Source organism: Thalassolituus sp. UBA3500, from assembly GCF_002377545.1.
Lineage (GTDB): Bacteria > Pseudomonadota > Gammaproteobacteria > Pseudomonadales > Oceanobacteraceae > Thalassolituus.
Window position 1 is genome coordinate 225,877 of the sequence record NZ_DFQB01000060.1, and the last position, 24,147, is coordinate 250,023.

General features: G+C 52.8%; 20 protein-coding genes. 10 read left to right on the top strand and 10 right to left on the bottom strand.

Annotated features, from left to right (window positions below; all coding sequences use genetic code 11):
* Positions 1-19: 19 nt before the first annotated feature.
* The 4 genes from B2R29_RS16500 to B2R29_RS16515 all read right to left on the bottom strand — a co-directional run bounded on the left by B2R29_RS16500 (position 20) and on the right by B2R29_RS16515 (position 2,799).
* Entirely contained in the window at positions 20-628 is a 609-nt protein-coding gene (locus tag B2R29_RS16500) for a YqiA/YcfP family alpha/beta fold hydrolase (protein WP_301182064.1), read from the bottom strand.
* A gap of 1 nt (position 629) precedes the next feature.
* Positions 630-1,436: a 3',5'-cyclic-AMP phosphodiesterase gene (cpdA, locus tag B2R29_RS16505; protein WP_301182065.1), complete on the bottom strand. Its 807-nt coding sequence runs from the start codon at positions 1,434-1,436 to the stop codon at positions 630-632.
* A gap of 152 nt (positions 1,437-1,588) precedes the next feature.
* Positions 1,589-2,044 (bottom strand): DUF1249 domain-containing protein, encoded by a 456-nt coding sequence (locus B2R29_RS16510; RefSeq protein WP_068442623.1) that lies wholly within the window; start codon positions 2,042-2,044, stop codon positions 1,589-1,591.
* A 143-nt stretch (positions 2,045-2,187) separates the two neighbouring features.
* Positions 2,188-2,799, bottom strand: coding sequence for an NUDIX domain-containing protein (locus tag B2R29_RS16515; RefSeq protein WP_068435246.1), 612 nt, complete (start codon positions 2,797-2,799; stop codon positions 2,188-2,190).
* Positions 2,800-2,982: 183 nt separating this feature from the next.
* On the opposite strand from B2R29_RS16515, the gene B2R29_RS16520 reads away from it, so the two are divergent.
* The 5 genes from B2R29_RS16520 (at position 2,983) to B2R29_RS16540 (ending at position 9,736) form a co-directional block, all read left to right on the top strand.
* Positions 2,983-4,290, top strand: coding sequence for a TolC family outer membrane protein (locus B2R29_RS16520; RefSeq protein ID WP_068442626.1), 1,308 nt, complete (start codon positions 2,983-2,985; stop codon positions 4,288-4,290).
* Positions 4,291-4,459: 169 nt separating this feature from the next.
* Positions 4,460-5,449, top strand: a complete 990-nt coding sequence (gene glyQ / locus B2R29_RS16525) for a glycine--tRNA ligase subunit alpha (RefSeq protein ID WP_068442629.1) — start codon at positions 4,460-4,462, stop codon at positions 5,447-5,449.
* Position 5,450: 1 nt separating this feature from the next.
* Entirely contained in the window at positions 5,451-7,529 is a 2,079-nt protein-coding gene (glyS, locus tag B2R29_RS16530; RefSeq protein ID WP_301182066.1) for a glycine--tRNA ligase subunit beta, read from the top strand.
* 150 nt (positions 7,530-7,679) lie between these two features.
* The gene (locus tag B2R29_RS16535) at positions 7,680-8,573 is read left to right on the top strand and encodes a hypothetical protein (protein ID WP_301182067.1); all 894 of its coding nucleotides are present in this window, start codon (positions 7,680-7,682) and stop codon (positions 8,571-8,573) included.
* A 2-nt stretch (positions 8,574-8,575) separates the two neighbouring features.
* On the top strand, positions 8,576-9,736 hold the full coding sequence (locus B2R29_RS16540) for a hypothetical protein (protein WP_301182068.1): 1,161 nt from the start codon (positions 8,576-8,578) through the stop codon (positions 9,734-9,736).
* A gap of 65 nt (positions 9,737-9,801) precedes the next feature.
* Here the strand turns inward: B2R29_RS16540 and B2R29_RS16545 are convergent, their stop codons facing one another.
* Positions 9,802-11,496 (bottom strand): hypothetical protein, encoded by a 1,695-nt coding sequence (locus B2R29_RS16545; protein WP_301182069.1) that lies wholly within the window; start codon positions 11,494-11,496, stop codon positions 9,802-9,804.
* Positions 11,497-11,719: 223 nt separating this feature from the next.
* On the opposite strand from B2R29_RS16545, the gene gmhB reads away from it, so the two are divergent.
* Positions 11,720-12,271, top strand: a complete 552-nt coding sequence (gene gmhB, locus B2R29_RS16550; RefSeq protein WP_301182070.1) for a D-glycero-beta-D-manno-heptose 1,7-bisphosphate 7-phosphatase — start codon at positions 11,720-11,722, stop codon at positions 12,269-12,271.
* Here gmhB and B2R29_RS16555 read toward each other — a convergent pair.
* Entirely contained in the window at positions 12,268-14,256 is a 1,989-nt protein-coding gene (locus B2R29_RS16555) for a BCCT family transporter (protein WP_301182071.1), read from the bottom strand. The genes gmhB and B2R29_RS16555 overlap by 4 nt on opposite strands.
* A 159-nt stretch (positions 14,257-14,415) precedes the next feature.
* Between B2R29_RS16555 and B2R29_RS16560 the strand changes: the two genes are divergently transcribed.
* Positions 14,416-15,210, top strand: a complete 795-nt coding sequence (locus B2R29_RS16560) for a lysophospholipid acyltransferase family protein (protein ID WP_301182072.1) — start codon at positions 14,416-14,418, stop codon at positions 15,208-15,210.
* A 66-nt stretch (positions 15,211-15,276) separates the two neighbouring features.
* A complete protein-coding gene (locus B2R29_RS16565) occupies positions 15,277-15,468 on the top strand; it encodes a PLDc N-terminal domain-containing protein (protein ID WP_301182073.1) in 192 nt (63 codons plus the stop codon).
* Positions 15,469-15,499: 31 nt separating this feature from the next.
* Here B2R29_RS16565 and B2R29_RS16570 read toward each other — a convergent pair whose 3' ends face one another.
* Positions 15,500-17,011, bottom strand: coding sequence for a mechanosensitive ion channel family protein (locus B2R29_RS16570; protein WP_301182074.1), 1,512 nt, complete (start codon positions 17,009-17,011; stop codon positions 15,500-15,502).
* Positions 17,012-17,176: 165 nt separating this feature from the next.
* On the opposite strand from B2R29_RS16570, the gene B2R29_RS16575 reads away from it, so the two are divergent.
* Positions 17,177-18,028, top strand: a complete 852-nt coding sequence (locus B2R29_RS16575) for a metal-dependent hydrolase (RefSeq protein WP_301182075.1) — start codon at positions 17,177-17,179, stop codon at positions 18,026-18,028.
* 18 nt (positions 18,029-18,046) lie between these two features.
* Here the strand turns inward: B2R29_RS16575 and B2R29_RS16580 are convergent, their stop codons facing one another.
* Entirely contained in the window at positions 18,047-18,823 is a 777-nt protein-coding gene (locus tag B2R29_RS16580) for a peptidoglycan-binding protein (protein WP_301182076.1), read from the bottom strand.
* 260 nt (positions 18,824-19,083) lie between these two features.
* On the opposite strand from B2R29_RS16580, the gene B2R29_RS16585 reads away from it, so the two are divergent.
* A complete protein-coding gene (locus B2R29_RS16585; protein WP_301182077.1) occupies positions 19,084-20,226 on the top strand; it encodes a Fic family protein in 1,143 nt (380 codons plus the stop codon).
* A gap of 418 nt (positions 20,227-20,644) precedes the next feature.
* Here the strand turns inward: B2R29_RS16585 and gyrB are convergent, their stop codons facing one another.
* On the bottom strand, positions 20,645-23,062 hold the full coding sequence (gene gyrB / locus B2R29_RS16590; RefSeq protein ID WP_301182078.1) for a DNA topoisomerase (ATP-hydrolyzing) subunit B: 2,418 nt from the start codon (positions 23,060-23,062) through the stop codon (positions 20,645-20,647).
* Positions 23,059-24,144 carry a DNA replication/repair protein RecF gene (recF, locus tag B2R29_RS16595; protein ID WP_301182079.1) on the bottom strand — a complete coding sequence of 362 codons (1,086 nt, stop codon included), beginning with the start codon at positions 24,142-24,144 and terminating at the stop codon, positions 23,059-23,061. Before recF ends, gyrB begins: the two co-directional genes overlap by 4 nt.
* Between the last annotated feature and the right edge of the window lie 3 nt (positions 24,145-24,147).

Here is a 24,147-nt window from a genome sequence, read left to right on the forward strand (position 1 = left end):
GGGGCGTGGGGGAGTCTGCCTACCAGAGGCGACTCAAGTGCCCCAGCATCTGAGGCACCCGGTCGATAAAATGCTGGAAACTATGATCACCGCCGCCCTCCAGCCAGCCCGGACATTCGCGGTAAAGCTCAGCAGCATGCCGGTAATCGAGAGTTTCATCGCCTGTCTGCAATAGCAGCAGCAGATTCTGCGGATTCTGAACAACGGGCGTATTGAGCGCTTCAAGCTGATGCAGGTGCGCTTCTTCGAGCAACAGTGTTTCGCCCGTATGGTAGTGAGTGTGCTCGCCGAGGTAATGCCTGAACAATTCGAACGGCCGGACCGCAGGGTTGATCAATACAGCAGGGACATCGTGTTTTTCGGCTAAAAAGGTCGCGTAAAAGCCACCCAACGAACTGCCAACAATCCAGACCCGGTCATGCTTCTCACGCAATTCCGCCAGGGCCTGCTCGGCCAGTGCAATGGCATCCTGGGGAGCGAAGTGAATAAAAGGGGCGTTAATGGAACCGAGCTCGGGATGTTCACGGAACAGAGCCATCATCTGCTGGGCCTTCTCGGATGCGGGTGAGCTGAGAAAACCGTGTAGATAAAGGCAGCCGCTGTTTTGCACAGAGGCCGGAATCAGCATATCAATATCCTGTCTGGGTACGATCTACCGCAAAGGATACATGGCTCAGGCGTTCAACGCCCGTGCTGATACGCCCATCTTTGTGCAGCTCTAACCAGCGGAAACCGGGCGCAGCCTCATCAAGACTGAAACCACTGGTCTGCGGCTCAAACTGTATACAGGTTGAGGGCGTGGACATCAGGCGCACGCCATTCACGTAACCATCGCAGCTCTGATGCACGTGCCCCCAAAGCACACCTTTGGCGTTGTCATGAGTACTCAGAATTTCCATCAGCGCCTGACGGTTGCGCAAACCGATGTTGTCCATCCACTCGCTATTCATCGGGATCGGATGGTGGTGCAGGCAAGCGAGCGTATGCAGGTCATCCCGCTCCGTCAGAGCACGTTCGAGCATATCCAACTCTTCCTGCCTGAGCTGGCCAAACACAGCACCTTCCACCTGAGAATCGAGCATCACAATCTGCCAGTGTTCGCTGCGAATCACCTTATGCAGATGATCCCGCTCACGTCCGACTTTCTCAAGGTTGCGGGGTTCGTCATGATTTCCGGGAAGCCAGAAGACAGGAGCACCGAAGCGGGCCATGGCATCGTCCAGCAGGCGGTAGGATTGTTCGCTGCCATCCTGAGACAGGTCGCCTGTGACCAGCATGGCATCGGCCTGAAACGGAAACGCATCCAACTGAGACAGAACGGCATGCATACTGTCGTACGTGGGTACGCCCAGCAGCTTACCACCGATATCCCCGAAGAGATGGGTATCGGTCACCTGCACGATGCGCAATGTCTCGGCGGATGTCAGTTGGAACACGTTGGCCTCAGTGTGAATTTCAGTGGGCTGAGACTATATATTAGACGTCTGTCAAAGCCCCGAACGGAAACCCATCACATATCGGAATATACGGGCCAATATACGAAAAAAGTACCAGCCCAGGCCAGAGTGGCCCGGCTCAACACACTTAATTAAAAGGTCGGCGTAAAACTGAAAGGCTGCTCGACATGCCCGTGCTGCAGACAGTGCTCGAGCCAGTCGGCAAGAAACTTATTCAGCTGAATTTTTTCATCGGGCATGCGCATCTGAGGATTGGGGTATTGATACCGCCCCTCAAATTTATGCTGGTTCTGGTAACTCAGCACCTCGGCCATGCTGGCGTCGTGGTACAGGCGCACATTCATGGAAGGAGGAGTGACCCACTCCGGGCTCAAGCCCTCCTGCTGTACGGTCAGCATCGTGGTGTATGGCTGCACCTCGTCGATCCTGATCCGCACCCGGGCACTCTGATCACCCATCCCTGTGATCGCAAACGTGCGCTCACCGCCTTCGTCGGTCTCAGGCAGCAAGCGAAGGAATCGCAGGTAATTCGACTCGGCAACGGAAGCCATTTCCTGCAGGTCAGGGACGTAGCGTTTACGGCGCAAGCGTTCTCTCCGGAGTAAATATCAAAGACACAACACCTTAGCAGGACGCATGAAGATTTTCCTGATCAGCGCCACTACCGGCAATGTCAGACATGACTGAAGACGCCCTCAAAAGAGCGCATGTGTCGTCCTGAACGCTGCCTTTAAGCAGTCACTGAGGCGTGATTAATCTTCAGCCATTGTAACGCCATAATGGTCGCCGCGTTGTTGATGGTGCCATCCTCCACACCGCGATAGGCATCGTCAAACGGCACCACAAATGCACGGATGTCTTCATGTTCGTCATCAAGACCATGCAGCCCGCCCATGCCTTCACTGTCGATCAGTCCACAGAAAATCGCGACCTTTTCGCTGGTACCGCCTGGGGACACCCAGTAATTGCACACAGGAATCAGGCGGGTGGGCACGGTGCCAGCCTCTTCTTCGGATTCACGCAAGGCGACGTCCTCAGGCGTTTCGCCCTCTTCCACCATGCCCGCGACCAGCTCAATCAGCCAGGGAGAACGTTCATCCTCAAGCGCCCCGACGCGAAACTGCTCAAGCAGCACCACTGCATCTTTTTTGGGATCAAACAGCAGGACACAGACCGCCTGCCCGCGCTCGAAAAGCTCACGAGTGAACGGCCCCATCCATTCGCCGTTAAAGCGTTTATGGCGAAGGGTGAGCTTTTCCATGCGGAAGAACCCCTGATATGCGACTTCTTTTGCCTCCACGACGACATCGGCGGCTGTCATGGGCGATGGGAAAACGGACATGCTTGACCTATCTATATATCTATACAAGAATATTCGAATAAACACCGGCAATACTGACTGTTCGCTCAGTAGCAACAAAGGTGAAACTGAAAGCCGGATAATTTCTGTTAGACTTGGTGCACCTCCGGAAATTCCAGGGGCACCTGAGAGCATTTTATACCTTCTCCTGGGAAAGGCACCTTTATGAAAAAACTGCTTACTCTGACATCTGCAATCCTGTTGCCATCGGCCGTTATTGCTGCAGATCTCAGCACCATATACGACATGGCCGCCAGCAACGACCCACAAATTGCTGCTGCCCGCGCCAGTCGCGAAGCAGATGCATACAACGTCATGATCGCCCGCGGCGCTCTGCTGCCACAGGCAGAAGCCAGCTACACGCACACTAATGTCGAAATCGAAATCGACGGTGTAAACGGACTGGTCACTGATTACGAACTCGGCGCATTCTCGGTTACCGCCGGAATGTCACTGTTCAACCTGAACAGCTGGTACACCTACAAGGCAGCTCGCGCTGGTAACGACAACGGCATTTACGAGCTGCAAATGGCCGAACAGCAACTGCTGCTTCGTACGGCGGAAGCCTACTTCAACGTCCTGCGTGCCGAAGACAACCTGTCGACTGCCGATGCTGAACTGAAAGCCGTGCAACGCTCACTGGAGCAAACTAAGCAGCGCTATGACGTCGGCCTGACTGCAATTACCGATGTTCATTCGGCGCAAGCCGCTTACGATCTGAGTTATGCCAACCTGCTGGGCCAGCAGGCAAACCGCCAGATTCAGTACGAAACGCTTGAGCAGCTGACAGGCCAGACCATCAGTGATGTTGCTGCGTTGAAAGGCTCGGTGGATATGAATCGTCCAGAGCCTGCCGATCCGAACGCCTGGGTTACTTCCGGCATGGATAAATTCCCGGGCCTGCGCATGGTGGACTCACAACTTGAAGCCGCTCGCCTGCAACGCAACGCCGCACGTGCAGCGCACCTGCCTACCGTAGAAGTTTTTGCTAACTATGAAGACGGCGATCAGGCCACAACCATCACCGAAGATCCTGCTAGCGCCACCCGAACCGCTTATGGCATCAAGGTATCAGTACCTCTGCTGGCCGGTGGTTCTCTGTATGCTCAGACCAAACAGGCTGCTCTGAATTACGCTGCCGCTGACTATCTGCTTGAGAACGAACGACGCACAGTTCGTCAGAATATCCGTACTCTGTACCTGCAGGTCCAGAATGATGTTCTGAACATCAAGGCACGCCAGCAGTCGATCCGCTCTGCACGTAGTGCACTGGATGCGACCCAGACAGGTTATAAAGTCGGTACCCGTAATATTGTTGAAGTGCTCGACGCACAGCAGCAGCTGTACGGTGCAGAGCGTGACTACGCAAACGCGCGTTATGACTACATCATCAACCTGCTGACCCTGAAGTACTACGCAGGCACGCTGAACGAAGGTGACATCAATATGCTGAACGGCTGGCTGCAAGGCTGAACAGCTTTCAGTAAGACACCAACCAGCGTGAAAAAAGGGGCCTTGGCCCCTTTTTTCGTGTTCGTTTACTTCCCCCAGTAAAGACGGGGCGTCTGCCCCCTGTTATCCCGCGCCGCCACTGCTATAATCGCCAGTCTTTGAATTCGCGCAAACCACAGGAATTATCACCGTGAGTGAGAGCCGCCATAACATCAAAACCTTCCAGGGCCTTATCGCTGCCCTGCAGGAATACTGGTCCGAACAGGGCTGTGTGATCAACCAACCGCTCGATATGGAAGTCGGTGCCGGTACCTTCCACACCGCTACCTTTCTTCGTGCCATTGGCCCTGAGAACTGGGCATCTGCCTATGTTCAGCCAAGCCGTCGCCCGACCGATGGCCGTTATGGTGAGAACCCGAACCGTCTGCAGCACTACTACCAGTTCCAGGTGGTTCTGAAACCTAATCCGGTAAACATTCAGGAGCTCTACCTCGATTCGCTGCGTGCAATGGGCGTTGATCCTCTGGTGCACGACATCCGCTTCGTTGAAGACAACTGGGAATCTCCAACGCTGGGCGCCTGGGGTCTGGGTTGGGAAGTCTGGCTGAACGGTATGGAAGTCACTCAGTTCACGTACTTCCAGCAAGTGGGCGGCCTTGAGTGCTTCCCGGTGACTGGCGAAATCACCTATGGTCTTGAGCGTATCGCCATGTACCTGCAGGAAGTCGATTCTGTTTACGATCTGGTCTGGACATACGGCCCGGACGGCAAAGCCGTGACTTACGGCGATGTATTCCACCAGAACGAAGTCGAGCAGTCGGCGTACAACTTTGAACACGCGGACGTAGACTTCCTGTTCACTGCGTTTGATCAGTACGAAAAAGACTGCGCTCGCCTGATTGATGCTGGCTTGCCTCTGCCAGCCTACGAACAGGTTCTGAAGGCATCACATACCTTCAACCTCCTCGATGCCCGTGGCGCCATCTCTGTGACCGAGCGTCAGGGCTATATCCTCCGCGTCCGTACTCTGGCGCGCTCAGTTGCTCAGGCGTACTTCAACAGCCGTGCAGAGCTGGGCTTCCCACTGGCTGAAGAAGCCAACCGTGCTGATGTGCTCGCCAAGTATCAGGCCGAAAAAGCCGACCGCGAAGCAAAAGCTGCCGCTCAGGAGGAGAAGTAAAATGAGCCAGTCTAATAAAGATTTTCTGGTAGAGCTCGGTACCGAAGAGCTGCCACCAACGGCGTTAAAGTCGCTGTCTGACGCTTTCACTACTGGTGTTGAAGCCGGCCTGACCGACGCTGGAATCAGCTTTGGCGACGTGACCAGCTACGCGGCACCGCGTCGTCTGGCGATCACCATTGAAGCGCTACAGACCGAACAGGAAGACAAAGAAGAAACCCTGTACGGCCCACCCGCCAAGATCGCCTTTGATGCCGACGGCAAGCCCACCAAAGCGGCAGAAGGGTTCGCTTCGCGCGCGGGCGCGACCGCCGCTGACCTGCAGACAGCCCCGGATTCGCACGGCAAAAACGCCGGTAAGCTGATGATACAGCGCACGATTAAGGGCAAGCAGACCAGTGAACTCCTGGGTGACATCGTCCAGAACAGCCTCGACAAACTGCCGATTCCTAAGCGCATGCGCTGGGGAGCATCGCGGGTTGAATTCGTGCGTCCGGTTCAGTGGCTGGTCATGCTGCTGGGCAATACCGTCGTCGACGCCGAAGTGCTGGGTCTGAAAGCGGGCAACACCAGCCGTGGACACCGCTTCCATGCGCCGGGCGAAGTGACCATCGCAGAACCGCTGGCGTATCAGGAAACCCTGCGCGGCGCGTATGTAATGACCAGCTTTGCTGAACGCTCCGCTCTGATCAAAGAACAGGTCACCGCCGAGGGTAAGAAACTCGGTGGCGAAGCCATCATCGATGACGACCTTCTTGATGAAGTCACCGCACTGAACGAGTGGCCGGTGGCATTGGCTGGCTCGTTCGATGAAGACTTCCTGCGCGTTCCGCCAGAAGCGCTGGTGTCTTCGATGAAAGAACACCAGAAATACTTCCACGTGATGAAAGACGGCAAACTGCTGCCTAATTTCATTACCGTGTCGAACATCGAATCAAAAGATCCGGCGCAGGTGATCTCGGGTAACGAGAAAGTGATCCGCCCGCGTCTGGCGGACGCCGCCTTCTTCTGGGATACCGACCGTAAGCAGAAGCTGGAAAGCCGTTTTGAGAAACTCGAAAACGTCGTCTGGGTGAATAAACTCGGTTCGATTGCCGATAAAGCCCGCCGCATCAGCGCACTGGCGACCCGTATCGCCGGCGAAACCGGTGGCGATGCTGCACTGGTTCAACGCGCAGCGCAGCTATGCAAAAACGACCTCGTCAGTCAGATGGTCTTTGAATTCACTGACCTGCAGGGGCTGGCTGGTAAATACTACGCTGAACACGATGGCGAACACGCTGACGTTGCGGCGGCCATGGTCGAGCAGTACATGCCTGCTTTTGCCGGTGATGAACTGCCTGCGACACAAACCGGTACCCTGATCGCACTGGCCGATCGTCTCGACAGCCTGGTTGGTCTGTTTGGCCTTGGCCAGATTCCGACCGGCTCGAAAGACCCATTTGCCCTGCGTCGTGCATCACTCGGTGTACTGCGACTTCTGGTAGAGAAAGAAATCGACATCGACCTCGGCACCCTGATCGACTGGGCGCTGGCATCGGAGTGGAAAACCGCACCTAAGGCCGACACCAAAGCCACCCTGATCGAATACATGCTGGATCGTTTCAGCGCCTGGTACGCGGATGAAAACATCCCGACCGGCGTATTCCAGGCAGTACGCGCTCTGGGCGTGACTAACGCACTCGACATTAATCGTCGCGTTAAAGCCGTGTACGAATTCAGCAAGCTCGATGCCGCCGAATCACTGGCCGCCGCGAACAAGCGTGTATCCAACATCCTCGCCAAAAACGGCGGCGATACAGTCGAAGCCAAGGTTAACGGCGAACTGCTTTCGCAGAACGAAGAGCAGGTACTGGCCCGCGAAATCGCCGCCAAACAGCAGGCACTTGAGCCATTGATGGCCAACGGTGACTACGCTGCCGCGTTGAACGAACTGGCTGGACTGCGCACTGCCGTCGATGCCTTCTTCGACAACGTGATGGTGATGGCCGATGACGACGCCGTGAAAGACAACCGCTTGGCACTGCTGAAGCAGCTGCAGGGGCTGTTTATCGGTATCGCGGATATTTCGGTGTTGTAAGCGTACTTCGCGCTACTAACAAGCCCGACATGTAGAAGTACATGTCGGGCTTTTTTGTTTAATAAACAGACATCTGTCACAGCGTGACTATGGCCTGATCCGGCCCGCATTGTTACACTCGGATCAATTCAGGATTATCTGCAACGGACTATGTTTAAGCGCCTCTTTGCCTCTCATAAAAACCCTTATGTACCGGGTCTGGATAATCCAGAGCGCGTCTCTGTGTCTCTTGCTGGCTGCAAGCTGGATATCACGCTGCCACCGCACTATTCCTCAGCGGGCTTTGACGCCGATGTTGAGCCGAAAGATATCCCTAATATCCACGAGCGTTCTATCTACGACTACGGTCACGAATACGAAGACAATAAGTTCAGCTACGCCAACTGCATTCGTCGGAATTGGGAATTTTTTGGTCCAATCTGGAAGTTTGATTCCATTGGTATGACCGATTTCCAGGTTACGTCATTGAGGGTTGACTGCCTTCCAGAAGGAATGAGTTGTTTCAACCCCGCCATTCTGGAACAAGTGGTCATGCGCTACTTGTATGAAACAGGCCCTGCAATGCCTGATTATGGCCGGAAACTCGCACCAGTAAACTGGCAAGTTGAGATCAAGCAAGGCAACCCATGGATACTGTTCGAGCAACATAAAGACCTACCTGCTGACAAACCAGAAGAGCATGAAGACTCTAATTTCAAAGCCTTCGCCGTGACTGCTCTGGACGATCATTACATCCTGTTCTTACGCTTTATTAATTTCGGAAGCATGCCAGTTGCAGAATCAATCGAGGCTGCAAACAAAGTCCGGGATCTGGTTATCGGTAGCATTCACTGGCAACTGAGTGATCACGCCGAGGAGCGAAAGCAGGAGGTCATATCCAAGTACCCCAGTACCTCTATTACTCCCGATCGCCAGCCAGCAATCTGGAGGTATCCAGCAAAATGGCGTGACGGAATTGCAAGTCAGGGCGAGACGCGTGCCGTCATTCTAGAACCAGGCGACCCCGCACCCGAATTCCATATTGAACCATTACACGGAGAGTAGTTATGACAGTTAGTAAGGCCGGATACGCTCAGATATTCAGTAGCCATGAATCTGGAATCGCACACAATGTGCACATTCCGGAAAGCCAAAAAGCATCGTGGGAGGCAATAAAGAACTCCCACGTCGGTAACTACTATGAAACCACACTTTTAAGAGCGGTATTACGCCTGGCCGTTGGAGATAAAACGGTCGCTCCCAAAGCGAGCATCGGTGCATTCAGCTTCTCGTACACGACCAGTGCTGACCGGAAAGATATATTCATCAACCTGATCAGCTTTAAAAATGATGCTCACATTTCAGCCAGAACCCCGGGTATTTACAAGCCACGGTGGGAAGGTGATAGTTGGGAAGTATCTGAAAGCTCAAGCCCTTCTACTGCAATGGATTTAGATCACGCTTGGTCAAATAATGCTCATGTCGCTGCCATTTCAGGAAAGTTCGAAAACAAAGAGCGAGCTGGGCGAATGATGGGTGTTCATATTGAAAAAGCCTACATAAAAGGCAGTAACGCACTCTCAGATGCTCGCCAACGAGGTAACCATTATTCCCTGTTTTGGCTGAACAACGAATTCACCAGTAAAGAACATATTCAAAGCCTTGTCTCGATGATTCAGCATGCGCAGAAGCAGAGTAAGAGCATGAAGTGGCTGATCCACGGAGAAGGCTGCGGCACATTCGTACAGGCACTGCGCTTTATCAAAGCGAACCCAGTTGCCAGCGATATCATCACTGCGCAGAAAGGTATGGGCAATCAGGATGTTTTCTTTTCAAACCCTCGTGGACGCCACACGAGTAAAAAAGATCTGGAAGCGATCTGTAAGTCCGTCGGTATGAGTTTTGTCGATGTGAACCTTAATAAGAATGATGTTCTACATAATCCAGACGCTCGCAACGATGCACTGAAAGAAATTAGTAAAGCGGCAGGTGCGGTTGCTTTCACCGGTGCTGGCGCTCACTTTGCGGGTGAAGCCGGTGTCGAAAGTGTGCAGAAACTTGTCGAGCTGGCGGCTTCAAGCCCAGCAGGTCTGGGTTCTGCACTGGCTATTGCCGGTGGCGTCGTAGTTATTGCTGGTAAAGCCGCCAGCCTGTGCGGAATGGCACGCAATATAAAAGGAGCAGCCTCTTCAACGTTCGGTGCTGGCAATCAAAACTGGGCATCCTGAAGTAACCTAATAAAAAAGCCCGACCATCTATGATGGCCGGGCTTTTTATTTAGAGTGAAATTAAATTACTCCGCTTTATGTCCAACACCCGCCGGATAACCGCGACGGATTTCTTTCATATGAATGCGGCCTTCAACCGGATCGTCACTGTGGTCCTGCCACTGCATCCACTGGGTCAGTGAAATAGACAACTGAAGTGAATAATCCAGAGATATCCAACTGGTGCGTCCGCTGTCATAAGCGGGTACGCCCTCGCCCATAATATTGACCGGGCCAGAGCCTGTTTCGACGGTCATGTTGAACGGTTCAGCCGCCGGTGTATTCGCAAAGTAAATGCTGTCTATTTCTGCGAAACCAATGCCGTTATTCACGGTGGCTGCTGCACCGCTACGATCTTTACCCACAGTCGGGTTAGCCGCATTTGGCGTGACGCATTCTTTGGTCAGTGCAGAAAATTGGGACAGCAGTGGCGGAGTCGTCAGGTTTTTATCGGGCACAGACGCCGTACCGTGACACGACATACACGAGCTGTTGGCGTTATCCGCCGGGCCGTTCAGACGATAGTTACAACCCAGGTGCCCCATCTGTTTCATCACATCATCACCGCCGTATTTGTTCAGTTCATCAACGGTATCCCAGAAGATAACTTCCTCCTGAAATCCATTGATTTTCACATCAACCGGGTGATTGTAAGCAAGCTGACCTTCAGGTGGCGTGTCGTTACCCCACATAACACCGAGCAGTGCAATTCGCTTCCACGGGTCTTCAACGTCGGCTTTACGCTGGCCATCGGCGACAAAGGTACCAAATACCCATTGCGTACCCTGGGCACGGCTGTCTTTTACCGCGAAATCGAATTGCAGCAGGGTGACATTCCCCCACTCAGAAGTGCTGCGTGGACACTGCTGGCTTTCTTCGATCAGCGTACATTCTTTGCCGTTGGCGGGCGTGCAGCTACAGAAAGTCGGGTCAGAGATGTTCGCGTCCCAGCTCGGCAGATTTTCCATCACGGGCAGCAACTCAGGGCTGAGCGTGTTGAACAATGGCTTACCAATGACCGCGCCTTCGTCAAAGCTAATATCATCCTGCGGAATCTTAGCGGTCCCATCCGCCTGCCAGACAGTACCCAGAGTGTAAGCAGCCGTGGCATTAAAGAAACCCACCGCCCACATGGTGCTGGCCTTGTCACCCTGAGGGGTTGAGAAGGTCACTGGTGCTTCACGTGTCAGGCCGTGCGTAAATTCACGTCCACTCGCGGGATCATAGGTTTGATATGGAATGTTGTACCAAGGGCGAACCTTGTTGTTACAGACATCCCAGTCTTCAATACCTGCGCCCTGATTAACATTGCCTTCCTGGATATACTCCATCACCAGCCAGCCATATTCGTATGCCAGCTTCGCTTTTTCTTCCTGAGACGTGCCCTCTTCGAATAACGCATCGAACTTACTGTCACGCCATTGCTGGCTTGCCGCGTCGTCCACCGGAGAGCGCGGGAAATCATCCGACAGCTGATACACAGGCCCTGTCCAATCAGCCGGAGGAACGTTACTGACTTTCTGACCGACCCATTGATCCTGAAATGCCGGGTCCTGCCAATAACTTGGATAAGTTCCAGTACAGGTGCCATTCCTGGTTGAATCGATGATTGAATCGGTGGTTGCTACGCCTTCTTTCGGGGATTCTCCGCAAGCTGCCAGCAATAACGCAGAACTGCATGCGGTCACTGCCATAAGCCGTTTTATCATTGTTATATCCATATCCATCTTCCTTTATGACGTGATGGGGGTGTGGGGACCATGAGGTTAGCAGAAGGAGGCTTACTTTATAGCCGGATTCGTAGCTAGCCATGTGTCGGGATATGACAGTGGCGACAGACGTACGCCATCAGATAGCCCATGACCATAAGTGTCTAATGCCGTCACGACCTTGCGACTTCCGTTATACTCCAGGCTTTGTTTAACCACGGCCCGGAGCTTTTCTATGAAACTCATCATCCTTGATCGCGATGGCGTCCTTAATCAGGATTCCGACGCTTACATTAAGTCGGTTGATGAGTGGATTCCGCTGCCGGGCAGCGCAGAAGCGGTAGGCAGGCTGTGCGACTCAGGCTACACCGTCGCTGTAGCCACTAACCAGAGCGGCCTGGCGCGCGGTTACTTCTCGCAGGCCGACCTTGATGCCATGCATGATAAAATGATCAAGCTTGCGGCTGCTGAGGGCGGCGAATTTGCGCATATTGCATTCTGCCCGCACGGCCCAGATGACCACTGCGACTGCCGTAAGCCACTGCCCGGCTTAATTCATCAGATCGAAGATGCATTGAAGGTATCAGCAGAAGGGGCCTGGATAGTTGGCGACTCCATCCGCGATCTGGAAGCCGGTGCGGCGGCGGGCTGTAATACCGCGCTTGTACGAACCGGTAAAGGTGAGAAAAGTGAGCACAAACTCACTTCTCACCCTTCACTCGCTCAGGCTCCCGTGTTTGACGACCTGGCCACGTTTGTTAATTGGCTTATCGCCAATCAACCTTAGTTGCCGACCGGTTCCCACGGTAGGGTGCCCGGCGCAGCCTCAATAAAGTTGAGGTATTGCTCAAGGTGGTCAACCAGGTCCCGGATCACCTCTTCTTTGCTGCACCCAAACAGGTCGTAGCCGAGTGAACCATGGCTCAGGTGCACATCGGCACGCCAGAAGGTCGCCGACTTTGCACCCGCTGGCCGATAATCCGGGGCGTCATGCTCTGTGGCTTTTACCTGATAGAAGAACTCATCCACGCCCTCTCTGACAAGCGACATAGAGACCTCCCCTATAGCACCGCTGACGCGCACGTCCCAGCCATGAGAACGTAACTCTTCACTGACTTCTTCCAGCGCCGGTGTGACAACGCCTTCGATGTATTTCTCGACCTTATTGGCACCGGGGAATTTCATCATGCCATTCAGGCGTTTACGCCAGTCGCCTCCCTGGCTGTGTGGACGCACAGGTGTGATTGCGTTAATCGAACTATCCCGGTGCCCTTCGATGACCAATGCACGCCAGAGACCAGCAACCGCCAGCAACATAATGATGCCAAACGGTAATGCACTGACGATCGTCATGGTCTGCAATGCACTTAAGCCGCCAGCCAACAGCAAAGCTGCCGCTATGCCCCCCTCAAGGAAAGCCCAAAACACACGCTGCCAGACCGGTGTCTCGAGCAAGCCGCCAGACGCCAGTGAATCAACCACCAGAGAACCCGAGTCCGATGAAGTCACAAAGAACGTAATGATCAGGAAGACCGTAATGATCGACAGGAAAAAGGACATCGGCAAGCGATCATAGAATTCAAACAGTGCCACGGCATGGTTAGATTGTACTTCGCCAATCAGCGCCTCTTTGCCCTGCTCCATAATAAGGTGCAGTGCGGTATCACCAAAGATGGCGAACCAGAGGAAGGTGAACAGAGTCGGTACCGCCAGTACGCCGAATACAAACTGACGAATAGTACGGCCACGGCTGATCTTCGCGATAAAGAGGCCCACAAAAGGCGCCCAGGCAATCGTCCAGGCAAAGATAAACAGCGTCCAGTTACCAATCCAGTCACTGTGTGTGTAGGCCTGCATGTTGAAAGTGCGCTCGACAACACCACCCAGATACGCCCCGGTGTTCTGCAGCAAGGTATTAAGAATATGAACGCTTGGCCCCACAGCGAAAACAACGGCCATCAGAAAAACAGCCAGCCCCATATTCAACATCGACAGGTTCTTAATCCCCTTATCCATACCCGCGACTACAGACGCCGTCGCTGCCAGAGTAATCACCGCAATGGCGATCACCTGTACTGTTGTGCTTACCGGAATCGCTGGCCAGAGATAATTAATACCTGCATTGATCTGAGAAACGGATAAACCCAGCGTTGTGGCAAGGCCGAACATAGTCCCCAGAACAGCAAAGGTATCAACAATATGCCCTGCCCAGCCGTGGATTCGATCACCAATCAAAGGATACAGCGCAGAACGTACAGATAAGGGAAGGCCGTGCCTGTAGGCGAAGTAAGCCAACACTAACCCCATGAGGCCATAAATACCCCAGATATGCAGACCCCAATGAAAATACGCAATCTGCATGGCTTCTTTTGCGGCGGGCACAGTCTCTGCTGCCCCGGCCGGAGGCGTCGAATAATGGAGTACGGGCTCGGCCACACCAAAGAACAGCAGTGCTATGCCGTAGCCCGCTGAGAACAACATGGCGAACCAGGCGGGAAAAGAATACTCGGGCTCAGCATGGTCGGAACCCAATCTGATATTACCCCAATTACTGAAGCCCACCACCAGAATAAAGATAAGAAAGATCGCCGTCGCTAACATGTAGAACCAGCCAAAGGTCTGAGTAATCCAGCCCAGCATACTGCTGAACAGATTCCCTGCTGCTTCAGGATTGCTGACCGTGCCAATAATCAGCAGGGCCGCAACAATGATGGTAGGCACAGCAACAGGCATGAGTAATGTTGCCTGCAGGCCTTTTCGTTCGAGATTCATTCAACACTCCGGTTTGTAGGGTCCAGGGCACCCCTCTCAACGCGGAGTGCCATATAACCCTGACAAAGCCGGCGCCAGATAGCAAATCGCTACTTTTCAGCCGATCGCTTTCGCCGTACTCTGGGATAAGTGCTGTTCACACTCCTGAGGGGTAAACGATTGCCTGAGACCACTGCTCGCTCTGAATTACTCGCCGCCTGCCGCACCATCATCTTTATGGTCTGGATGACCTTACTCACGCTTATCTGGATTTTGCCTGCTCTGATTATTTCACCATTGATGGACCTGCCCGCGCGGCATCGTCTCATTGGCCGACCATTCTGTATTGCCTGTGTCTGGTCCGCTCGCCTGCTTCTGGGCCTGCGCTGGAAAGTCATCTACGAAGGTGAGTTACCATCACGGCCTTCCATTATCGTGGCCAAACACCAAAGCAGCTGGGAAACCTTTATGCTTCCCGCGTTGTTACCACCGCAAGTCCAGGTCATCAAAAAAGAGCTGACACGAGTTCCAATTTTCGGATGGTATCTCGCCATGATGGGGCCAATCACAATCGATCGGTCGCAGCGCACAACAGCACTCAAAGAGCTTGTTAAGCAAGGTACAAAACGACTCAACAACGGCTTTCATGTGTTGATATTCCCCGAAGGGAGTCGTGTCCCCGCAGGCGCACGCAAAGCGTTTTCTAAAGGGGGCAGCATGCTCGCCAGCCGCGTCAAGGCGCCTGTAATTCCCGTGGCTCATAACGCCGGAGACTTCTGGCCAAACCACCACTGGATACGTTACCCCGGAACAATCACATTGGTTGTAGGGGCTCCACTTGATAGTAAAGACTTACCAACTAAGCTGCTTCATCAGCAATGTGAGGAGTGGATAAATCAACGCGTCGACAACATTTCTGCAACGCCATTTGACGGTACTGTTATTACTGAACTCACCAGCGGAAAACGTTTCTGATAACTGCAACACTCTGCATGATATGATGCTCAACGCTATTCACCAGGGGACATACAAGGGGGCGTTATGGTGATTGAAGTGGGTGGTATTTTTGGCATTCTGATTCTGATTGGCGATATCTACGCCATCCTTAATACCGTTCAGGCGCGCACGACTCTGGGCGTTAAAGCTGCCTGGATTGCAGCGATCCTGTTACTGCCGGTTGCAGGCCTGATCGCCTGGTATTTCTTTGGGCCGCGCGAGCCGAAGGTCGGCTGACCGACCTTCGTTTTCTGCTCTGCTCAGCGGCTTAATTATCGCCGCTGTCTGAACTGGAACTTGCACTCGGAGTGCCCGAGCCCTCAGCATCCTTTATTGCCCGTTCTTTACCTGCGGCTTCTTCAGCACGCTTTTCCACTTCTTCGACTAAGCGAACATTCGCATTCGGCGCCTTGCCCTGCTTATCTTCACCGAAGTAGATAGTCTGATGTGGGAATGGGATTTCGATATTCCGCTCATCAAAGGCTATCTTCATGCGGCGATTAAACTCACGGCCAACATTCCACTGCTGAATCGGCTTGGTTTTGATCCGTGCCTTAATCATCACCGCGCTGTCGGCAAACTGGTCAACACCCAGCACCTCCAGGGGCTCCAGAATCCGATCCTGGAAGTCTTTGTCTGCGCGCAAGTCTTCATCCACCTCGCGCATGATGGCCACCACTTCATCCGTGTTCTCACGGTATGCCACACCCACATCCATCAGGTAATAGCTGAAGTCTTTGGTCAGGTTGGAGATGATCGACACTTCACCGAACGGAATCGTATGGACAGTACCATCGAGGTCGCGCATCTGAATCTTCCTCAGCGTGATCTTCTCAACCAGCCCAAAGTGATCATTAATCTTGATGACATCACCGATCTGCAACAGATCCTCAAAGACGACGGTCAACCCGGTCAGAAAATCCTTCACCAGAGTCTGCGCACCAAAACCGACAGCAATACCCAAGACACCGGCACCGGCCAGTAACGGCATAATGTTGATACCCACCTCTGAGAGAATCACCATCACCGACAGCAGTGACAGAGTAATCAACAGGATATTGCGGATAATTGGAGTGATCGTCTGAAAACGCGAGCTGTTGAGGCGCTCGTGGCGGAACATTAACGACTCCAGTAAGGCATTCACACCCTCCCAGATCGAAGCAAAAACCAGCGCAGCAAGCGAGATCGACAGTACAGTACCTAACAGGCTACCCAGCCCTGTCATACTCTCTTCACCAAAATACACCGCTACGACGTCGAGTGCTGCATAACCCACCAGAATCAGACCGACCGCATAACCGATGGCACGCTGAATAGTAAAAATGGAACTGAAGCGTTCCTTATCCCAATGCAAGCGCTTACGTATACGCTTCATGCGCTTATCCAGAAACCGACTCAGGTAACCATTCAGAAAAATACCCAGCAACACCAATAAGGTAGTTACACCGAACGCCAGCACATCACCAATGATGTTCTCGGGCAGCCCATAGCTTTCGGTCAGTGCCGTGAATTCGCTCAATACCCCAGAACCGGTACTATCCAGCCCAAAGACAGACGCCAGCTCGGGCTTCTGTTCTGGCTCGGCCTCAAGCATCAGCTCAAGTTTCTGAATCAGGTCCTGCCGCTCTGTTTCACTTTCGAGAGTACCAATCAGATTTTTAACCGCTTCTCTGTCGACCGCCTTGCCATCGCTGGAGCTACCGGATGACGCAGGTGAAGCAGGCACTGCCCACACAGCACAGGATGAAAGTAACAACAGGCACACAGCCAGTAGACGCATAGTGTTCTCCAACAAAATTATGAACGTATCGACCAGTGAATCGGCGCGGGGTTCACCCCGAGTGGCCATAATGCCGCTTATCTCAGGCTAACAAGTCATTGTGACATGCCGGCGATCTTGGCTATAACTGGTACGAGACTTTAACTATCTGCGCAGGAGAAGGCCATGACTACCACCGCCGAGATCAGCATGCCCCAGACAGAATCAACCAACGGCATTGAAGTTCGACGTATGGATTTCAGCTTCGATCAGGTCGATACCATGGACTGGTACCGTGGCAATCCGATTCTTACTGCGTTCATTGCCGTGCTCTCGGGCACCTTCCCTCCGGGCGAGCAGATGTTTATTGAATCAGTGCGTCACTACAAAGACCGCGTGACTGATCCGCAATTACTTGAGAACGTTAAAAACTTCACCCGCCAGGAAGCTCACCATACCAATCAGCACAAGCTCGCCAATGAAAAGCTGGAATCGCTTGGCTGGAAGGCACAAAACATCGAAAAACGCGTCGAAAAAGCGATTGCTCTGCTCAACGCCAAGCGCTCAAAGCGCGAGCGCCTGGCGGCAACGGTCTGCCTGGAGCACATTACAGCTATCGTTGCTGAGTATGTACTTACTCACCCCAAACAGCTTGAGGGCATGCACCCTTCCATCAAATACATGATGATCTGGCACGCCATCGAAGAAATTGAACACAAGTCTGTCGCTTTCGATGTGTACATGGCCACCGGCGGTCAGCGTAAGACCCTGCTGCGTATCATGCGCGCCATTGCAGTGCTCTTCCCTACTCTGACCATGGGTCGCACGATTTACCTTCTTTGGGCGGCACGACGGATGCCGAGCTGGGCACAGACCAAAGAGGCGTGGGGAATGCTGTTTGGTGAAAACGGCATGTTCACCTGCATTAAAGAGCCATTCAAAGATTTCTACCGCGACGATTTTCACCCGGAAGATCACGATAACCGCGAACTGATCGAGAAATGGAAGGCCGAAATAGAAGCCTATCGCGCAGCCTGATCAACCCGAAAACCGGCCCTACTCGAGAAAGAACTTGGCTCGCTGCAGATAAGCCTGTCGATCAGACAGGCCGTTGTAACCACCATTGACCCGGCGTGTAATACCCAGCAGATCATCCTGATCGGCTTTCTCCTGCAAATGCCGGGTGTCCCAGAACCAGAGACTCACCTTCAACGCATGTTCTGGAGTGGACAAGAGTTCAGGCCAATCTGGCTGGGACGTATCTATTCCAGCGTACTCGGCATACTTCTCGTAGTTATAACGCCCTGTCAGCTGAATCAGACCGCGTCCCTTAAAGCGTACACCATCACCGGGTTCCGTATTGCCCAGATCCGAACGCCCCTCGTAAGCCTTACCTGAAGCCAGCTCTTCTGTGTAATAAAGCGACAAACTCTCATGTCCGATCTGAGCGAGAAAATGTGCCAGACGACGGGCGCCAGAGACACTTTCGTCCTGTTCTGAAGCGCTCTGCATCAGTGGATAATACGTTTCAATTTTTGACAGAGGTGCCGTCGGCATCACCGCTGCCAGACAATCACTCGAGAACGCCTTCGGTTGAAGGTCTTTCAGAGTACGCAATGTACGGCCGTTCGGATCAACCCGCCCATCAGGCCGGTTAAGCCCCACAGCTCCGCGCTGAAATGCATCAATCACACTGATGGTTGCCGGGCCAATCAGGCCGTCAACAACCAAGGGTTTCTCTGGACTCAGAGCCTGGTTCAACGCCGCCTGAACGATACGCACGTCAGACTTCATATTTACGCCCTCAGCGCCAACACTGCATTGAATGCACATACGACAACTCCTTTGCTTTAAAAACCCGTTGAGCGGCCACACAAGCCCACCTGCTTGTCTTCATCATTACTGAGGAAGGCGCTTTTCTCAATGGCTAAGGCATGTCCTCACGCGCCACTGCGGACGTTGTCGGCACAACCACCGACCGCATTTTGCCGTAGATGTGACTTTGAGCCGAATAAAGCCTATTATTCGGCTCATAGTATGAGCCGATTATATCGCCTAATCGGCTTATCGAATAACCAGATTGAGATCGCACTATGCAACAGCGCTGGATATGGCAGAACAACCAATGGACCGAATTCTACTGGGACAACAACGCTCTCCAGCCGCTGCTGCGTGAGTGCCACAAACGCATTGGTCTGCTACAGGGCAAACAAAGTGTCAGCGCCAACTCCGACGACCAGGCCTTAGACACACTGTTGCAGAATCTTCTGGCATCGTCAGCCATTGAAGGCGAGGAGCTCAACGCAAGCTCCGTGCGTTCATCTCTTGCAAGACATCTGGGCATCAGCGAAGCAGAGCCCTACCCCGTCAGTGATCGTTCGGAAGGGTTAGCTGAACTATTAATAGACGCGCTCACGAATCTGGACTCGCCCATGACGCAAGAGCGCCTGTGCTACTGGCAGAAACTTCTCTTTCCTGAGTCCGAGTTATCAATTACTCAGAAAATCAGAGTCGGGCAGCTAAGAGGCCCTGAACCCATGCAAGTTGTCAGTGGCCGACTTGATCGCCAGAAAGTGCATTTCGAAGCGCCCCCCAGAGATGGCCTTGAATCACAACTCCAACGTTTTTGCGACTGGTTTAACCAAGATGCTAATTGTCAGGACGCTGATCCGCTCCTGCGAGCTGCGACTGCACACCTCTGGTTTGTAACCCTGCACCCGTTCGACGACGGCAACGGCCGCCTGACCCGGGCAATAACCGATATGGCTCTGGCTCAGGCCGATGCAAAAAGTGTCCGGCTGTTTGCCATGTCAGTTGCGATACTGAATAAGCGCTCCGAATATTACAACGCTCTTGAGACGGCTCAGTGGTACCGCGACCACGAACGGGGATCAGACATCACCGAATGGTGTCAGTGGTTTCTCGACACCCTGCTGACCTCAGTCGACAACGCCATAGACCAGATCGACCGAACTATCGCTAAAGCCCGCTTCTGGCAGACCTTTCGTGATACACCACTGTCTACAGAACAGCGTAAAGTACTAAACCGTCTGTTAGACGGCGGATCAAAAGGATTCGAACACGGTATCAGTGCAGCTCAGTACCAGAAGGTCGCCAAGGTGAGCAAAGCCACGGCCACCAGGCATCTGGCTGACCTTGTGGCAAAAGGATGTATTCAGAAGTTACCAGGGGGTGGCAGGAGTACGAGGTATCAAATAGCCCTGTCACTTTCGTAAAGATCGATAGGACACTACCGGGGAAAGATATAGCTGTATCAATAGAAATACCGAAGTGAAAAGCAACAGCCCAATAAAACCTCCAACGTTTAATACAACCAAAAGACCTACCCAACATAGCCAGTAAATAGGCCCGATAGGGAAAGGCAGGTCGTACCCAGAGACATAAGCAAGTTTACAGTGGGGGCACCTGACACCCCCGCCTTGCTTCCAGCGGAAGTTCAATACTCCAATTCTATTCCGCATACTGTGTTTGCAGCGGACGCATCTCCCGAAACTGACTTCCATTTTTATACTCTCCTTGCTCAATAAAAAGCCCCAGCTGACACATATCAGGCGGGGCTTTTTTAGAGACGTTCTCTGAGCTTGATCTCAGCGACCTCTCTGTGTTCCACGTGGAACACAGAGACACAGCGGATCAGAAATCCAGATTTGCGACGTTCAGTGCGTTCGCTTCAATGAAGGCACGACGCGGCTCTACGTCGTCTCCCATCAGGGTAGTAAACATCTTGTCGGCGCCAATGGCGTCTTCGATGGTTACCTGAAGCATACGGCGGGTCTCTGGGTCCATGGTGGTTTCCCAAAGCTGTTCCGGGTTCATCTCACCCAGACCTTTGTAGCGCTGAATGTTAAAGCCTTTCTGAGCTTCGTGGAGCAGCCACTTAACCGCATCCCAGAAATCGTCGATCATGTGCACACGCTCACCACGCTGAATGTAAGCGCCCTCTTCGAGGGTATCGGCCAGCTTCTCACTCATGCTGGCAAGTTTGTTGTAGCCGTTACCACCGAAGAAATCGACATCAAGAATATAGTCACGCGCCATACCGTGAGTGATGACCTTAACGTCAACGTTGTAGTTATCGCGCTCTGGGTCTTTAACAGTCGCGACCTCAAAGTGTGAGCCACTACGACCAGCATCCGGAAGCTGTTCTCGCAGTTTACCTACCCATTCGTTCATGGCGGCTTCGCTGCCCATCATGTCCGTGGTTACGCGTGGCAATGTCAGCATCAGATGCAGGATCTCTTTACGGACAACGTTCGACATACGGTCGACTGTTTCCTGTGCAGAGCGATACTGATCTACAATCTGAGCGAAAGCTTCGTCAGAGATGGCTGGAGCGCCCTCAGATGGGTGCAGAGCCGCTTTCTCAAGAGCGATGTGAGTGAGGTAGCTCTCCATCGCTTCTTCGTCTTTAATGTACTGCTCTTGCTTACCACGCTTAATCTTATACAGCGGTGGCTGAGCGATATAAACGTGGCCACGTTCAATGATTTCAGGCATCTGACGGAAGAAGAAGGTCAACAGAAGCGTACGAATGTGCGCACCATCGACGTCAGCATCGGTCATGATAATAATGCGGTGATAACGCAGCTTATCCGGGTCAAACTCTTCACGGCCGATACCGCAACCCAACGCGGTAATCAGGGTGCCGACTTCAGCCGAAGATAGCATCTTATCGAAGCGCGCTTTCTCGACGTTAAGGATCTTACCTTTAAGAGGCAGAATCGCCTGGCTCCGGCGGTCACGGCCCTGCTTCGCAGAACCACCCGCAGAGTCACCCTCCACCAGGTAGACTTCAGAAAGAGCCGGGTCTTTCTCCTGACAGTCTGCCAGCTTCCCCGGTAGACCTGCGATATCGAGGGCACCCTTACGACGGGTCATTTCACGAGCCTTACGCGCTGCTTCACGAGCGCGGGCGGCATCAATCATTTTGCCAACAAGTTCTTTGGCCTGCTGCGGGTTCTCCAACAGGAAGTCCTGGAACTGACGCCCCATTTCCTGCTCGACAGCAGGCTTAACTTCGCTGGAAACCAGCTTATCTTTGGTTTGGGAGCTGAACTTAGGATCAGGTACTTTCACCGAGATAATCGCTGTCAGACCTTCACGGGCGTCATCACCTGTGGTCGATACCTTGGCTTTCTTATCCAGGCCTTCCTGGGTGATATAGCCATTCAGAGAGCGCGTCAGAGCCGCGCGGAAGCCTGCTAAATGGGTACCACCGTCGCGCTGTGGAATGTTGTTGGTATAGCAGTGGATGCTTTCCTGGAAGCCATCATTCCACTGCATGGCTACCTCAACACCGATACCATCATCGCGTTGTTCAGTAAGGAAGTGAAACACTTCGCTGACCGGCGTTTTGCCCTCATTCAGGAAGCCGACAAACGAACCAAGACCGCCTTCAAACTCAAAAACATCTTCTTTATCCGAGCGCTCATCCTTCATATGAATGCGCACACCAGAGTTCAGGAATGACAGTTCACGCAGACGCTTGGCCAGGTAGTCGTAGCTGAATTCTGTTTTGGTGAAGGTTTCTTTCGACGGCAGGAAGGTCAGTGCCGTACCCGTAGTGTCTGAAACACCGACTTCCTTCAGTGGATAGTCTGGCACACCGTGGGTGTATTCCTGTTCGTACAGCTTACCGCCACGACGGATGGTCAGTTTCACTTTCTCAGAAAGCGCATTGACCACTGACACACCTACACCGTGCAGGCCGCCTGATACCTTATAAGAGTTATCATCAAACTTACCGCCAGCATGCAGTACCGTCAGAATAACTTCCGCGGCCGAGACACCCTCTTCTTCGTGGATCTCAGTAGGAATACCACGGCCGTTATCGGAGACAGTAATGGAGTTATCCTGGTGGATAACAACTTCTACCGTGTCACAGTGACCAGCGAGCGCCTCGTCAATGGAGTTATCGACAACCTCGAACACCATATGGTGGAGGCCGGTACCGTCATCGGTATCGCCGATATACATCCCTGGACGCTTCCGTACCGCATCGAGGCCTTTAAGTACCTTAATACTGGACGAATCGTAACTCTGATCACTCATTCGGTGCATTCCTCTAATTTGCCATGTTCCACGTGGAACACTTTACTGGCGACTGGCTGCCAGACATCGGTTAATTTTTCTTTGTCGATGCTGGTTATAAAGACCTGACATTTTAAATCTTCCAGCAGTTTGCATAAAGCAAAACGGTGCTTTTCGTCGAGCTCAGACGCAAGATCATCCACTAAATAGATGGTTCTTCGGCCGCTCTCCTGCTGAAAGAGAGATCCCTGCGCGATTTTAAGCGCAGACACTACAGTTTTCTGTTGCCCCCGAGACAATATCTCAGAAGCTGGTTGTTTATCGCACTTAATGCGAAGCTCGGCCCGATGGGGGCCTGACTGGGTATATCCAAGCGTCATATCGCGCTCTTGCTGACGATTAAGTACGTCAGCTAGGCGGGAGTCTTTCTCCCAGCCTGGATAGTAAGCCAGTGTGACAGATATTGAAGGATCTAGCTCGTTCAATATTCGTTCAAATTCTGGTTTAAAGCGCTTCAGATAGGCCTGGCGTTCATTATCAATGTGTTCCGCTGCTTCGATGAAGCCAGCGTTCCAAACATCGAGCCATTCTTCCTCTTTCTGCTTAAGTACAGCGTTCCTTTGCTTGAGGTGCTTTCTGAAAGTTTTCCATTGTTCCATGAAACTTTGTTCCACGTGGAACACACCCCAATCAATAAACGCTCTGCGCTCTTCAGGAGACCCTGACAACAACTTGAATGTGTTAGGTTCAATGATCTGAACAGGCAACCAGTGTGCAGCTTCAGCCTGACTGGTCAAAACAGAGCCGTTCAGCTTAAGAAGATGATCCCCTGCTTTCAGGCGCAGTGATTCCATCTCACAATCACCCATGTCGGGATCTTCAATGGAAAAACGCATTTCCATTCGATCGTTATCATGAGCAAGTACGTGTTTAAGCTGATTAGTACGGAATGACTTGCCGGAGGCCATCACAGCAATTCCTTCGAGAATGCTGGTTTTGCCAGAGCCGTTGTCTCCGTATATAAAATTGACGTGGGGGTGGGGATCAAAGATCAGTGGCTGCAGATTGCGCACACCACTGATCCTGAGATGCCTGACTGGCATAAA

Bases quoted from the DNA above. Each gene is read 5' to 3' on its own strand.
- B2R29_RS16500 (WP_301182064.1), bottom strand. From the start codon at position 628: ATGCTGATTCCGGCCTCTGTGCAAAACAGCGGCTGCCTTTATCTACAC.
- B2R29_RS16515 (WP_068435246.1), bottom strand. From the start codon at position 2,799: ATGTCCGTTTTCCCATCGCCCATGACAGCCGCCGATGTCGTCGTGGAG.
- B2R29_RS16520 (WP_068442626.1), top strand. From the start codon at position 2,983: ATGAAAAAACTGCTTACTCTGACATCTGCAATCCTGTTGCCATCGGCC.
- glyS (WP_301182066.1), top strand. From the start codon at position 5,451: ATGAGCCAGTCTAATAAAGATTTTCTGGTAGAGCTCGGTACCGAAGAG.
- B2R29_RS16535 (WP_301182067.1), top strand. From the start codon at position 7,680: ATGTTTAAGCGCCTCTTTGCCTCTCATAAAAACCCTTATGTACCGGGT.
- B2R29_RS16540 (WP_301182068.1), top strand. From the start codon at position 8,576: ATGACAGTTAGTAAGGCCGGATACGCTCAGATATTCAGTAGCCATGAA.
- B2R29_RS16545 (WP_301182069.1), bottom strand. From the start codon at position 11,496: ATGGATATAACAATGATAAAACGGCTTATGGCAGTGACCGCATGCAGT.
- gmhB (WP_301182070.1), top strand. From the start codon at position 11,720: ATGAAACTCATCATCCTTGATCGCGATGGCGTCCTTAATCAGGATTCC.
- B2R29_RS16555 (WP_301182071.1), bottom strand. From the start codon at position 14,256: ATGAATCTCGAACGAAAAGGCCTGCAGGCAACATTACTCATGCCTGTT.
- B2R29_RS16565 (WP_301182073.1), top strand. From the start codon at position 15,277: ATGGTGATTGAAGTGGGTGGTATTTTTGGCATTCTGATTCTGATTGGC.
- B2R29_RS16570 (WP_301182074.1), bottom strand. From the start codon at position 17,011: ATGCGTCTACTGGCTGTGTGCCTGTTGTTACTTTCATCCTGTGCTGTG.
- B2R29_RS16575 (WP_301182075.1), top strand. From the start codon at position 17,177: ATGACTACCACCGCCGAGATCAGCATGCCCCAGACAGAATCAACCAAC.
- B2R29_RS16580 (WP_301182076.1), bottom strand. From the start codon at position 18,823: ATGTGCATTCAATGCAGTGTTGGCGCTGAGGGCGTAAATATGAAGTCT.
- B2R29_RS16585 (WP_301182077.1), top strand. From the start codon at position 19,084: ATGCAACAGCGCTGGATATGGCAGAACAACCAATGGACCGAATTCTAC.
- gyrB (WP_301182078.1), bottom strand. From the start codon at position 23,062: ATGAGTGATCAGAGTTACGATTCGTCCAGTATTAAGGTACTTAAAGGC.
- recF (WP_301182079.1), bottom strand. From the start codon at position 24,144: ATGCCAGTCAGGCATCTCAGGATCAGTGGTGTGCGCAATCTGCAGCCA.